We start from the raw sequence: 12,115 nt of genomic DNA, 5'->3' as shown, positions 1-12,115 counted from the left end.
TGCTTGGATCACAAAACGACCACGGCCTCCGCCAGGGGAGCTGACGGAGGCCGCGTTGATACACTTCACCGCGCCTAGGTTCGCGATGGAGTGTGGGAGCTCGGGAGAAACTAGAACGGCAGCAGCACGTCCATCACCTGTTGCCCGTAACGGGGTTGCTGCACGTCGGTGATCTGGCCGCGGCCACCATAGGCGATGCGGGCCTGCGCGATCTTCGAGGAATCGATGGTATTGTCGCTCTGGATGTCCTCGGGGCGGACGATGCCGGCGACGATCAGTTCGCGGATTTCGAAGTTGACGCGGATCTCCTGCTTGCCTTCGACCACGAGATTGCCGTTCGGCAGCACCTGCGTGACCACGGCCGCGACATTGGTCTGCAACGCTTCCTGACGGTTGACCGAGCCCTTGCCGTCGCTCGACGACGTCGAGTCCGTGGTCAGGATCTTGCCGGGCAGGATCTTGTTTGCCTGTGTGATCGTGCTTGACCCAATGAAATCGGTGATCCCCGAGTCTTCCTTGGCGGAGCGGCTGCGTTGGGTCTCGTTGGACAGGTTGGCCTTGTCGGTGATGTTGACGGTCACCGTCAGGAGGTCGCCGATACGCGCCGCGCGCTGGTCCTTGAAAAAGGCACGCGAGCCGTTCCGCCACAGCGAATTGGCGTTGTAGGAGGCCTGCTCCGGCTTCGGCATCGGCATCTGTACCGGCTTGTAGCCGGGCTGCGTGGTCGGGTTTTCGATCTCCGTCAGCCTCGGCTTTTCGCCGATCTGCGACAGACGGTCGATCGAGGAGCAACCGCTCGCCAAGGCGGCCAGCGACAGCATGGCGCCGGAGAGAGCGAGGCGGTTGAGACGGGTGACTGACATTTACATTACTCGGCTTTTGGAGCGACTGGCGAACTGACGGTAGCTACGGCGACGGGTGCGGGTGCTTTGCCGAGCGAGGAGGTAGCATCGCTGGTCTGCGGCAGGCGAGACGCCGGCGGTGAGATCGAGACCTGCCCGCGGCCGGTCACGGTGCCGGACACCGTGCGCTTCGACTGCAGGTTCATGACGGTGACGACGTCGCCCTCGGTGCCGCTGTCCAGCGCCTTGCCGCGCATGGTGAGGTAGATTCCGGGCGTCTCGTAGATCAACATGACGTTCTGGTCGCGCTGTACCAGATCGGGCTTGGCGAGATCTGCGGTCCTGATGGCCTGGCCGGCGCGGAGCTGGCGGCGGGCCTGCATGCCCACGGTGCGATCACGCGCAGCGGCATCGGGGCCGACTTCCGTCTTGGGGCGGCGCTCGATCATCACGTCGGACGACTTGAGGACCTCGTTGCGCTCGACGTTGCGCGCCAGCACCGCGGCCTCGACGGTCTCGATCGCCGTGCCGGTAAAACGCAGCTTGGCAGCAGCGGCGCCGTTCTCGTTGGCGATCTCGAGGGTGACGTCGAATCGGCCGTTGCGATTGTCGTAGCGCACGATGGCCGCCTGCAGGCTGCCGCTGAAGCCGGCATCCAGCCTGACGTCGCCGGGATCGCGGTCGAAGGTCAGCGACAGATTGGCGGCGTCGCCGAGACCATTGCGGCGCTCCAGAGCGCGCGCAACCTGCAGCTCGATGTCCTTGCCTTCGAGCGTGCGGGCCAGACGCGTTACCGAAATTTCCCTGAGGTCGCGGGTGTCGACGCCGATCACGTGATGGGCACGGAGGGTGTTGAGCACCTGCGCTACCGGCAGCGAGCCGGTGGTGCCGAGATCCGGGGCGCGATAGATCGCGATCTGCGCGGCGCTGCCGGCGTTGTCGATCACGTCGCCGATCCGCACGAGGTCGCCCGATACCTGCACGTCGGCACGCAGCACGGGCGCGGCGATCACGTTGCGGTTCGCGAAGCTTTCCCGGGTCTGCGCGACAGCGGCCGTACTCGATGCGGCGATCAGGGCGGCGGCCAGAAGGAGGGCGCGGGCGATCATGATCAGTCCTTTAGCGGAACATGTTGGAGGTGGATTGCAGCATCTGGTCGGCCGCGCTGACCACCTTGGCGTTCATCTCATAGGCGCGCTGGGCGGCGATCAGGTCGGAGATTTCAGTCACCACCTCGACGTTGGCTTGTTCCAGGTTGCCCTGCTGCATGTCGCCAAAGCCGTCAGTGTTGGCGATGCCGTCCTGCGGCGTGCCGGAGGCCGGGGTGTCCGTGAACAGATTGTCGCCGATCGGATTGAGGCCGGCCTTGTTGATGAACCGGGTCAGGCCGATCTGGCCGACGAGTGTCGGCGTGGTCGAGCCCGGCAGCATCACCGTGAGCTGACCCTGCGCGTTGATGGTGATCTGCGAGGAATTCTGCGGGATCGTGATCGTCGGCTGCACCGGGTTGCCCTGGGCGGTGACGACGCGGCCTTGTGCGTCCATCATGAACGAGCCGTCGCGGGTATAGGCATAGGTGCCGTCGGGCACCTGGATCTTGAAGAAACCTTCGCCGCGGATCGCGACGTCGAGGTCGTTGCCGGTCGGCGACAGCGTGCCCTGGCCCATCAGCCGCGGCGTGCCGACGGTCTTGACGCCGCCGCCGATGTCGACGCCGACCGGCAGGATTGTGCCCTGGTCGGATGCCTGCGCGCCGACGCGGCGCACATGGTCATAGATCAGGTCCTGGAACGCCGCGCGCTGCTTCTTGTAGCCGGTGGTGCGCATGTTGGCGATGTTGTTGGAGATCACCTGAACGTTGAGTTCCTGTGCCGCCATGCCGGTCGCTGCTGTGTAGAGTGCGCGCATCGATCTATGCCTTAAGCGTTATGCCGGAACGTCGGCGAGTTTCTCGACTGCGGTTCGGTGCAGGTCGTGCTGCTGCTGCAGCATCGCCGAGATCTGCGTGTAGGTGCGCGTGATCTCGATCATGCGGCTCATTTCGTGGACCGAATTGACGTTCGACTTTTCGATGAAGCCCTGGTGCACCCGCGAAGTGGTGTCGGGCTGGGCGGCGACGCCCTGGCCCGCCGAGTAAAGGTTGCCGCCTTCCTTGACGAGCTTCTGCGGGTCAGCAAAGGAGACCAGGCGCAGCTTGCCGCGAATGGAGTCGGTGCTGCCGGTGCCCTCGAGAACCGTGATATTGCCGTCTGCGGCGATGTTGATCGCCTTGTCGGTCGGCTGGAACACGATCGGGCCGGAGGTCCCCAGCACCGGATCGCCGCTCGCGGTTACGAGCTGGCCCTGATTGTTGATCTGCAGGCCGCCGTCACGGGTGTAGCGCTCGCCGGCGGCCGTCTGCACCACTAGAAAGGCGTTGCCGTCGATTGCGACGTCGAGCGGGTTCTTGGTCTGCTCGGAGGGGCCGGCCGAGAAGTCGTGGAAGGTGGCGCGGTCGTGCACGAAGGAGACGCGGCGGTCGGCGCGCACGAAATTGTCTTCATGCGCCGGCGAGCGCAGATATTCCTCGAACAGCGACCGGTCGGCCTTGAAGCCCGTCGTGTTGATGTTCGCGACGTTGTTGGCAACGACATCCAACTGCCGTTCCAGCGTCATCTGCCGCGAAAGTCCGACGAGAAGCATATTCTCCATCGGTGGATCTCCCCTTGATCGATCCGAAGCAGGCTCTCCCAAGCCCGTAATCCGGATCCGTCGTAAACCTTTGGGCTCTCCCAAGCCGGCGGGTCCACGCCGTTTACTCAGCGAAAGCCGTGCCAAGTCCGGAAGTGCTGATTTTTTAAGGGGTTAGGCATTTTACTGCAGGCGGAGGGGGCGGCAGAAAGGTCTTGTTGACCATGTTTGCCCGGCAGATTTTTCCCAGTTGGGCGCGAATGGAAAGGTTCCGTTAACCATTATTACCCTAGCGTTGCACGTGTAGAGGGCGCGTGTGCGCTGGCGGCTTTTGTTTCGCGTTGTGGGGGCATCGTTACCCAGGCTGGTGGCAACCGCGTTCGTTCCCAGATGGAAGCGGGCGGGGCAATGGCTGACAACGAGCAGGCGGAAGGCGCAGACGGCGCAGAAGCCGCATCGTCGAAAAAGGGCAAGCTCAAGCTGATCATTGCGGTCGCCGGATTCGTCGCCATCCTTGGCGCCGGCGCCGGCTGGTTCTTCCTGATGCGCGGCCACGGCGAGGAGAAGCACGCCGAAGCGCCGCCGCTGAAGCCGCCGTCCTTCATCGAAGTGCCCGATATGATGGTCAACCTGGTCGGCGCCCCGGGCGAGCGGGTGCAATATCTCCGCGTCAAGGTCGTGCTCGAGATCAAGGAAGAGAAGCAGGTCGAGGCGATCAAGCCGAACCTGCCGCGCGTCACCGATCTGTTCCAGACCTACCTGCGCGAACTGCGTCCCTCCGACATCAACGGTTCGGCGGGCCTGTTTCGTCTCAAGGAAGAACTTACCAAGCGCGTCAACAACGCGGTGGCGCCGCAGCAGGTGAGTGCCGTGCTGTTCAAGGAAATCGTCGTGCAGTGATGGGACGGATCTAGCATCATGGCCGGCAACCAAGACCAGATGGACCAGGACGCCATTGCCGCGCAATGGGAAGCCTCTCTGGATTCCGAAGATCCCGCGGCGGCTGCGGAAGAGGCTGCCGCCAATGAACTCTCCGAGAGCATGGCGCTGCAATGGGCGGCCATGGTCGAGGATGGCGGCCGCGAGTTCGGCAACAAGAATTCCGGCGAGCGGGTTCTGTCGCAGGAAGAAATCGACAATCTGCTCGGCTTCACCGTCGGCGATGTCAATCTCGACGACCATTCCGGCATTCGCGCCATCATCGATTCCGCGATGGTGTCCTATGAGCGTCTGCCGATGCTCGAAATCGTTTTCGACCGCCTGGTGCGGCTGATGACCACGAGCTTGCGCAACTTCACCTCCGACAACGTGGAAGTCTCGCTCGACCGCATCACCTCGGTCCGCTTCGGCGACTACATGAACTCAATTCCCTTGCCGGCCGTACTCAGCGTGTTCAAGGCCGAGGAGTGGGAGAATTTCGGCCTTGCGACGGTCGATTCCAGCCTGATCTATTCGATTATCGACGTGCTGCTCGGCGGCCGCCGCGGCCAGACCTCGCTGCGCATCGAGGGCCGGCCCTACACCACGATCGAAACCAACCTCGTCAAGCGACTGGTCGAGGTGGTGCTTTCAGACGCCGAGCAGGCGTTCCGGCCGCTGTCGCCGGTGACGTTCTCGATCGACCGGCTGGAAACCAATCCGCGCTTCGCCGCGATCTCCAGGCCCGCCAACGCCGCGATCCTGGTGCGGCTGCGCATCGACATGGAAGACCGCGGCGGCAACATCGAACTGCTGCTGCCCTATGCGACCATCGAGCCGATCCGCCCGGTTCTGTTGCAGATGTTCATGGGCGAAAAGTTCGGCCGCGATCCGATCTGGGAAGGGCACTTCGCCACCGAAGTGGCGCAGGCCGAGATATCGGTCGATGCCGTGCTGTATGAAGCCGACATTCCGCTCAAGCAGTTGATGAAGCTGAAGGTCGGCGACACGCTGCCGCTGGAGATGCGGCCCGATGCGCTGGTGTCGGTCCGCTGCGGCAACGTCACCCTGACCGAAGGGCGGATGGGCCGGGTCGGCGACCGCGTCGCGATCCGCGTCACCAAGCAATTGCGCAAGCCGAATACCACCTTCGCGATGTTCGACAAGGCCGACGAGCAAACCAAGTTGATGGAGGCACAATGAGTCATTTCCTCGGCATTGTGATCGAGAGTCTGGTGGCGGTTTTGCTACTGCTCACGATCGGTTACTGCATGCTGCTCAACAAGCGGCTGAAGCGGCTGAAGGCGGACGAGCATTCGCTGAAAGCCACCATCGCGGAACTGATCACGGCAACCGAAATCGCCGAGCGGGCGATCGGCGGCCTCAAGCACACCGTGCGCGACGTCAACGAGAATCTCGGCAGCCAACTCGCCGCCGCGACTCAGATGGCGGGGCACCTGAAGGGCATGCTGGCCGAAGGCGACGGCGTCATTCGACGGCTGTCCAAGATCGCGATCGCGGCGCGGCCCTCGCAAGAAGCCGAACCCGCAGCACCCAGGGTCTCAACAGCCAAGGCGGTAGCGGCGGCGGCTGAAGCATTCTCCGAACGCCGAAAGGCCAGTGGCCTCGCCGCATGAAGTCGTTTCGCGATATCCGTGTCATTCCGGTCGTGCTGGTCGCGATCTTCGGCCTTGCAGTGCTGAAGGTCGCCGGCCTCGTGATCGATGGCGGATACGTGTTCGACTATCAGGTCAGCCAGCCGGCCAAGCGCTCGTGGGCGCAGGACAATCTGGGCTATCCCGGCGCCCGCGGGCCGGACCCCGCCGACATCACCGGTTCAGTCAAGAAGGAAGAGGCGCCGAAGCCGGCCGCGCCGGCTACCGAGCCGCCGAAGCCCGACGGGGTCGTGGTGTTTCCCGACCAGAATCCGCAATCGGTGTCGCCGTCGGAGCGCGCCATCCTGGAACGGCTGCAGGCACGGCGCCAGGAACTGGAGCAGCGCGCGCGTGAAATCGAAATTCGCGAAAGCCTTCTGAAATCAGCCGAGAAGCGCATCGAGGGCCGCGTCGAGGAAATCAAGGCCACCGAGGCGCGGATCTCGACAGCGAGCGGGCAAAAGGCCGAACAGGACGCTGCCCGCTTCAAGGGCATCATCACGATGTACGAGGGCATGAAGCCGAAGGACGCCGCCAAGGTGTTCGACCGGCTGGAAATGTCCGTGCTCTACGAAATCGCCTCCCAGATTGCGCCGCGGAAGATGTCGGACATTCTGGGCCTGATGCAGCCGGAAGCGGCCGAACGGCTGACGGTCGAACTGGCCCGCCGCGCCGGCGCCGACAAATCCGCTCCCGTGGCCGAGTTGCCGAAAATCGAAGGCAAGATCCTGCAGCCAAAGCCGAACTGACGCAGGATGCGCCCTCGGCAAGGGTATCGACGCCGGTCAGAACCTGCGCGGCCCTGACGAGACAAACGAGCGGTGGGCCACGGCAAGCGCGCCACGCTCGTTGGTTTCAAGGGCGACTTTCTGCGCCAGCATGACATCGCCGGCGACGAGGTCGCCATCGGGAACAAAGCACCATTTGCAGACATGTTGGCCGGTGCCGCTGATTTCCTCGATGTTCGTCTGCGTCCCATGATGGATCCGGTAGCGCGTCCCGGTGTGGCTGCCGACGACGTCGAAATACCGGAATCGCTCGTAAGAGGCGCGCTGCTTCGGCGACAGCCAATCCTTCAAGAGCGTAAGGGCTCGCGCCTCAGTCTCGAAGCGAAACGATTTGCTGCAGGAACCGGACCGTGCCACTGCCAGCGAAAGCGCCGACAGCAGCACCGTACCGAGTAAAGCTAGGACGAACGAGCATATCGCAAGGACGATCTGCTGGGTCACTGCCGTTAGCCGCCAACGAGACGCGGATAAAACAGCGTTTCTTCCGCCGTCGGATCGAAGGAGCGGATAACCCGTTGCTCGCCGGGCCCCGTTCGGACCGCTGCCGTAAATCCTGCGCCGGTCAATTCCATAAAGCGCCGCTCGGCCTTTTCGACCTCCGCGCGATCATGGACGTCGAAAGTATGCCGGGTGTCGCCAGTACGATCCATCACGATCTGGGTTGCCATTTCACGCACTCCGAATTGGCTGCCTGAGGCAGGTTTGGCGACCCGGGAGCGTTGGTTGATCAACTGCCGGCCCCGCTTCCCGGGTCCACTGTTTCCCTAAGACGAAACCGCTGATGTTAGTTCCCACGCTGCGTGAGATAATAATGCAGACCAATCATGGCACGGGCGTGATGGTGATCGCCGCCGCCCCGAGGCTCGCGACGTCTGAGCGGTGACCCCGAGAAAGGTCCGGATACCGATCCATTGGGATGCGTGATTGCTCGAGGCCGCAGGCCCATCGTCCCTTCAATGAAATCAACTAGTTGACGTTAACAAAGCCTTAAGCCAGCCAATCCAAGATTCAAACGTGCGGGCGAGCGCGCTTCGCCGAAGAATTCATTGAGGCACGAGATCTTCTGGATGGGGCGAAAGGCTGCCGCTGAAACTGGGTCGCCGGGCCGCGCATTGGCGCGGGCGGCGCGGCGTTGCCTTCACAACTATCTTGGCCAGCCCCTTGCTGTTGCTCTGTTATTCGCCGGCCTGACGCTTTCGCAGCCCTGCCGGGCCGACGATCCCGTGCGGGGGGAGGCCACGTTCACGTCCGGAGGCGGCTTCGCGCGGCTGGTATTGAAACTGGCCGAGGACGTCGAATCCGACGTTTCGACGGCGGGTTCGATCATTATCATCCATTTCAAGCGCCCGGTGGACATTCCCGTCGACAAATTGTCGGACGCCGTCCCGGATTATGTCGGCTCGGCGCGGCGCGATCCCGACGGCACCGCGATCCGGCTGTCGCTGGCGCGGCGGGCTACCGTCAACACCATGACGGCGGGGGAGCGGATCTTCGTCGACTTCCTGCCCGATAGTTGGACCGGGCCACCGCCCCCGCTTCCTGCCGCGGTCGTTCGCGAGCTGGCGGAGCGGGCGCGGGCCGCCGAGCGCGCGCTCCGCGCGCAGCTTGCGGTGGCGTCCGCGAAAAAGAAGCCGCCGGTACGTGTCCGCGCCTCGGTGCAGCCGACCTTCGTCCGCTTCGTGTTCGAGATGCCCGACGGCGTCAACGTCTCGTCGGTGCTGAACGATCAGAAGCTGACGCTGCAGTTCAACAGCGTGCTCAATTTCGACCTGGCGGATGCGAAGGTGGCGGCGCCGCCGAACATAGCCTCGATCAACCAGCGCGCCGACGTCGATTCTTCCGCCGTCGACATTCTGCTGATCGGCGAGGTCGATGTGCATTCCTTCCGCGAGGAAAAGAACTATGTGATCGACGTCGCCTTCCAGCAGCCGGAAAAGCCCGCGCTGGCCGAGCCGCAAGCCGCGGCCAAACCGGTCGTGCCGGCCAAGCCAGGACCTGCCTCGCGGATCGCGCGCGACAAGGCCCTGAAGGAAGCGCCGCCACCACAGCAGCCGGTCGAGATTCCGCCCGTCACGTCGGAGATGATTGCCGAACAGGCCAGGATCGAAATCAAGCCCGCGCAGGTGAACGAAGCACCGGCCGCTGCGGAGGCTGCAATGCCTGGCGTCGAAAAGGCGCCGCCGGCCAATGGCAACGCTATCCCTCCGACCGAGAGGGCTGCTGCACCGGAAAAGACGTCGCCTCCGGCGGAAGTCGCGAAAGCCGCGCGGCCCGCCGAACCGGTCCAGGCGGCGGCGGAAGCGCCAAAGCCTGCGGCACCCAAGCAGGCTCAGTCTTCCGCGGAGCCGCCGGAAAGTGGTGCCAACGGCAAGTCCCCCGTCGTCGAGGCAAGGCGTGACAGTGACGGCCTGCGCGTGACGTTCTCCTTTGCCGCGCCGACCCCGGCTGCGCTGTTTCGCCGTGCCGACACGGTATGGCTGGTATTCGACCAGACCAAGCCGGTAGATATCGAGCCGATCCGTAGCAAGGGCGGCGCCATCATCGGCGATGTCAGCCGGCTGCCGCTGGCAAAGGGTCAGGCCGTCCGCATCCGCCTCAACCGGCCGCAGATCCCTTCGCTCGAAAGCGAAGGGCGCGCCAACGGCGCCGAGTGGACGCTGACCTTCGCCGACCGCGGCCAGACGCCGCCGCTGCCGCTGATGGTGCTGCGAAATATTACTGATCCCGCGCTTGCCAATGTCACCGTGCCGCTGGCCAATCCCGGCGCGATGCACCGGCTGGTCGATCCCGACGCAGGCGATACGCTGTGGGTCGTGACCGCGCCGCCACCGACCCGCGGCCTCATCAAGCGGCAGGATTTCGTCGAACTGTCGCTATTGGAATCGGTGCATGGCGTGGTGGTGCATCCGAATTCCGATGATATCAACGCCGAGGTCGGCGCCGACAAGGTGATGCTCGGCCGGCCCGGCGGATTGACACTGTCATCCGCCGACGTCGCAGCCGAACGCGCCACCGCGGCGGTCAGGCCGCTGTTCGACGCCGATGAATGGCGCAAGAACCGGGAAGAAAAATTTCTTGCCCGGCTGGATGCGCTGATCATGGCCGCGGCTGCCGCGGGGCCTGAGCAAAAGACCCACGCTCGCCTCGAACTTGCGAACTTCTACATGTCGCGCGGCATGTATCAGGAGGCGAGAGGGGTGACTAACCTCATCCTCTCCGAAACCAATCCGGGGAACGAAGACGGCGCCGTGCTGATGGTGCATGCGGTCGCCAGCATCTTGATTGGCCATCCCGAGCATGCGCTGAAGGACCTTGCCAGTCCGGCGATCGGAAACGGCTACGATTCCCAATTGTGGAAAGGGTTCGCGTTCGCCCGCCAGGAAAAATGGGTGGACGCGCGTGAAAAGTTCAAGAACGCCGAATTCTCGATCGCCGCGCTGCCGCTGGAGCTGCAGCGCATCATCATTACCGACGCGATGCGGGCCTCGCTCGAGGTGAAGGATTATGGCGGGGCCTCGCGGCGGCGCAGCGAACTGGAAGTGATCGGCATTCCCAACGAGATGAAGCCCGAGATCGCCGTGCTGCGCGGGCGTCTTGCCGAGGCATTGGGGCACGACAAGGACGCGCTCGACGCCTACAGGTTCGCGGCGCAGTCCAGCGACCGGAAGGCTTCGGCGGAGGCGAGTCTGCTGCAGGCCCTGCTGCGGCACCGGCGCGGCGAACTCGGCCAGGCCGAGTTGATGCGTGAACTAGAGACATTGTCGGTGATCTGGCGCGGCGATGCGATCGAGTTGAAGGCATTGAACAAGCTGACGCAGCTCTATGCCGAAAACGGGCGCTATGCCGAGGCGCTCTCCGCCGCCAAGACCGCGACGAAGCTGCAGCCCAACTCCGAACTGTCGCGGCAGGGCCAGGATGCGGCGTCCGCGTTGTTCACGGACCTCTATCTCGGCCAGAAGGGCGACGACATGAAGCCGGTCGATGCGCTCGCCATGTTCTATGAATATCGCGAGTTGACGCCGATCGGCCGGCGCGGCGACGAAATGATCCGACGCCTCGCGGACCGGCTGGCCGCCGTCGATCTGCTCGACCAGGCCGCCGAACTGTTGCAGTACCAGGTCGACAAACGCCTGGAGGGCGCCGCGCGCGCGCAGGTGGCGGCCCGGCTTGCCATGGTCTACCTGGCCAACCGCAAGCCGGACCGGGCGATCACGGCGCTGCGCCTGACGCGGATATCCGATCTGTCCGGCGAATTGCGTCAGCAGCGGCTACTCCTGGAAGCGCGGGCCCAGAGCGATGTCGGTCGCCACGACCTCGCGCTCGATATCATCTCCAACCTCACCGGCCGCGAAGCGATCCGCCTGCGCTCGGACATCTATTGGGCGTCGCGGCAGTGGCGGGAAGCTTCCGAACAGATCGAATTGTACTACGCCGACCGCTGGCGCGACTTCAAACCGCTCAATGCCGCCGAGAAGAGCGACATAATCCGTGCCGTGGTCGGCTATGCGCTGGCCGAGGATGCGATCGGCCTGGCCCGTTTCCGCGAGAAATACGCGCCCCTGATGATCGGCGAGGCCGATCGGTTCGCGTTCGAGACCGCGAGCAAGCCGGCCGCCTCTAATAGCGCCGAGTTCGCTTTGATTGCCAAGATGGCCGCCAGCGTCGACACGCTCGACGGATTCATCCGTGAAATGAGGATCCGCTTCCCGGATGCCACCGCCCGCGCGCCGCTGTCGCCGGAAATCTCCAGGGGCGAGCCGGTTCACACCGGCGCCTTGCCGCCGATTGCCGGCATCAGCCGGATCGGCGGGGCGAAGTAACGGCGGGCCCGACAACGACGCCTGCACCTCCGGCTAGTTAGCCCCAGCGGTTGCGCTAAACCTCCACGCGTTCATAATTCGTGAATTGAATTTGCCGCTGACCGGGTCATGCTTGATCGTCGATTAGTTCGTGTGACCGAATGTGACATCCAGATGGTGGATGCTTGGTTACACATCCCGGCGCACGACTCGCCGCCATGCACGCAACTTTCGAGCCGAGCTGACGCGGTACCATAGGTTATTAGTCAGCCCCACCCTTCATCTTTTTGCGACGCGTCCGTGCCTGCTTGATCGCAGCTACTGGCTTGCTCGCGAAGTGCTTTAGTTCCTCAGGTTCTTGCGGCCGCGCGACGCTGCGACGGCTGCCGATGTCTCGAACTCCGGGACGAAAGACATGCTGAAACGATCACGTATTTTTCTTC

11 protein-coding genes are annotated in these 12,115 nt (G+C 63.9%); 5 read left to right on the top strand and 6 right to left on the bottom strand.

Translation table 11 applies throughout. The annotated features are described in order from the left end of the window. Positions 1–110: 110 nt before the first annotated feature. The 4 genes from flgH to flgF are packed head-to-tail and all read right to left on the bottom strand — an operon-like array spanning position 111 to position 3,533. Positions 111–863, bottom strand: a complete 753-nt coding sequence (gene flgH, locus LMTR3_RS33790; protein ID WP_065749263.1) for a flagellar basal body L-ring protein FlgH — start codon at positions 861–863, stop codon at positions 111–113. A 5-nt stretch (positions 864–868) separates the two neighbouring features. Continuing rightward, positions 869–1,951, bottom strand: coding sequence for a flagellar basal body P-ring formation chaperone FlgA (flgA, locus tag LMTR3_RS33785; protein WP_065749262.1), 1,083 nt, complete (start codon positions 1,949–1,951; stop codon positions 869–871). Between the two features lie 10 nt (positions 1,952–1,961). Then, positions 1,962–2,750, bottom strand: a complete 789-nt coding sequence (flgG, locus tag LMTR3_RS33780) for a flagellar basal-body rod protein FlgG (protein ID WP_065749261.1) — start codon at positions 2,748–2,750, stop codon at positions 1,962–1,964. 18 nt (positions 2,751–2,768) lie between these two features. After that, positions 2,769–3,533, bottom strand: a complete 765-nt coding sequence (gene flgF / locus LMTR3_RS33775) for a flagellar basal-body rod protein FlgF (protein ID WP_065749260.1) — start codon at positions 3,531–3,533, stop codon at positions 2,769–2,771. Between the two features lie 387 nt (positions 3,534–3,920). On the opposite strand from flgF, the gene fliL reads away from it, so the two are divergent. Genes fliL through LMTR3_RS33755 form a run of 4 tightly spaced genes read left to right on the top strand, consistent with a single transcriptional unit; the run spans position 3,921 to position 6,834 of the window. Beyond that, positions 3,921–4,412 carry a flagellar basal body-associated protein FliL gene (fliL, locus tag LMTR3_RS33770; protein ID WP_065749259.1) on the top strand — a complete coding sequence of 164 codons (492 nt, stop codon included), beginning with the start codon at positions 3,921–3,923 and terminating at the stop codon, positions 4,410–4,412. 18 nt (positions 4,413–4,430) lie between these two features. Continuing rightward, a complete protein-coding gene (gene fliM / locus LMTR3_RS33765; protein WP_065749258.1) occupies positions 4,431–5,633 on the top strand; it encodes a flagellar motor switch protein FliM in 1,203 nt (400 codons plus the stop codon). Beyond that, positions 5,630–6,067, top strand: coding sequence for a DUF6468 domain-containing protein (locus tag LMTR3_RS33760; RefSeq protein ID WP_028348637.1), 438 nt, complete (start codon positions 5,630–5,632; stop codon positions 6,065–6,067). The genes fliM and LMTR3_RS33760 overlap by 4 nt, the downstream gene beginning before the upstream one ends. Continuing rightward, a complete protein-coding gene (locus tag LMTR3_RS33755; protein WP_065749257.1) occupies positions 6,064–6,834 on the top strand; it encodes a MotE family protein in 771 nt (256 codons plus the stop codon). Before LMTR3_RS33760 ends, LMTR3_RS33755 begins: the two co-directional genes overlap by 4 nt. A 36-nt stretch (positions 6,835–6,870) precedes the next feature. Here LMTR3_RS33755 and LMTR3_RS33750 read toward each other — a convergent pair whose 3' ends face one another. Both LMTR3_RS33750 and LMTR3_RS33745 read right to left on the bottom strand, forming a co-directional pair. Then, complete coding sequence (locus LMTR3_RS33750; RefSeq protein ID WP_245320103.1) at positions 6,871–7,314, bottom strand: hypothetical protein; 444 nt, start codon at positions 7,312–7,314, stop codon at positions 6,871–6,873. 5 nt (positions 7,315–7,319) lie between these two features. Further along, positions 7,320–7,541, bottom strand: coding sequence for a hypothetical protein (locus LMTR3_RS33745; protein WP_028348639.1), 222 nt, complete (start codon positions 7,539–7,541; stop codon positions 7,320–7,322). Positions 7,542–7,940: 399 nt separating this feature from the next. Here LMTR3_RS33745 and LMTR3_RS33740 point away from each other — a divergent pair, with 399 nt between their 5' ends. Further along, on the top strand, positions 7,941–11,693 hold the full coding sequence (locus LMTR3_RS33740) for a tetratricopeptide repeat protein (protein WP_065749256.1): 3,753 nt from the start codon (positions 7,941–7,943) through the stop codon (positions 11,691–11,693). Positions 11,694–12,115: the final 422 nt, after the last annotated feature.

It is taken from the genome of Bradyrhizobium sp. LMTR 3 (genome assembly GCF_001693485.1).
In the GTDB taxonomy this organism is placed as follows: domain Bacteria; phylum Pseudomonadota; class Alphaproteobacteria; order Rhizobiales; family Xanthobacteraceae; genus Bradyrhizobium.
Note: the sequence above shows the minus strand (reverse complement) of the source record. Positions and strands in the feature narration are given on the sequence as shown.

Excerpts from the sequence above, each read along its gene's own strand:
- flgH (WP_065749263.1), bottom strand. The coding sequence starts at position 863 with ATGTCAGTCACCCGTCTCAACCGCCTCGCTCTCTCCGGCGCCATGCTG.
- LMTR3_RS33755 (WP_065749257.1), top strand. The coding sequence starts at position 6,064 with ATGAAGTCGTTTCGCGATATCCGTGTCATTCCGGTCGTGCTGGTCGCG.
- LMTR3_RS33740 (WP_065749256.1), top strand. The coding sequence starts at position 7,941 with ATGGGGCGAAAGGCTGCCGCTGAAACTGGGTCGCCGGGCCGCGCATTG.
- flgA (WP_065749262.1), bottom strand. The coding sequence starts at position 1,951 with ATGATCGCCCGCGCCCTCCTTCTGGCCGCCGCCCTGATCGCCGCATCG.
- fliL (WP_065749259.1), top strand. The coding sequence starts at position 3,921 with ATGGCTGACAACGAGCAGGCGGAAGGCGCAGACGGCGCAGAAGCCGCA.
- flgG (WP_065749261.1), bottom strand. The coding sequence starts at position 2,750 with ATGCGCGCACTCTACACAGCAGCGACCGGCATGGCGGCACAGGAACTC.
- LMTR3_RS33760 (WP_028348637.1), top strand. The coding sequence starts at position 5,630 with ATGAGTCATTTCCTCGGCATTGTGATCGAGAGTCTGGTGGCGGTTTTG.
- LMTR3_RS33745 (WP_028348639.1), bottom strand. The coding sequence starts at position 7,541 with ATGGCAACCCAGATCGTGATGGATCGTACTGGCGACACCCGGCATACT.
- flgF (WP_065749260.1), bottom strand. The coding sequence starts at position 3,533 with ATGGAGAATATGCTTCTCGTCGGACTTTCGCGGCAGATGACGCTGGAA.
- fliM (WP_065749258.1), top strand. The coding sequence starts at position 4,431 with ATGGCCGGCAACCAAGACCAGATGGACCAGGACGCCATTGCCGCGCAA.